The 227-nt window shown below is 63.4% G+C and carries 1 protein-coding gene; it reads left to right on the top strand.

Going from position 1 to position 227, the window contains the following annotated elements:
- A partial coding sequence (locus ACFPLB_RS03120) for a transposase (RefSeq protein WP_378227824.1) occupies positions 1 to 227 on the top strand: 227 nt, incomplete at both ends.

The raw sequence follows: 227 nt of genomic DNA, 5'->3' as shown, positions 1-227 counted from the left end.
GGCCTGACCACCAAGATCCATGCCCTTGTTGACGCTCGGGGACGTCCGATCCGCCTGAAGCTCACCGCCGGTCAGGCTCATGACGGCCGCTCGGCTGCCGACATGTTCGCCACACTGGCGCCCGGTCAGGTTCTGCTCGCCGACCGGGCTTATGACAGCGATGCATTGCATGATGAGATGGCCGCGCGTGGTGTCATCGCCAATATCCGACTGATGCCAACGCGCAA

Origin of the sequence: Aquamicrobium segne (assembly GCF_042656785.1) — a bacterium.
In the GTDB taxonomy this organism is placed as follows: Bacteria; Pseudomonadota; Alphaproteobacteria; order Rhizobiales; family Rhizobiaceae; genus Mesorhizobium; species Mesorhizobium segne.
Note: the sequence above shows the minus strand (reverse complement) of the source record. Positions and strands in the feature narration are given on the sequence as shown.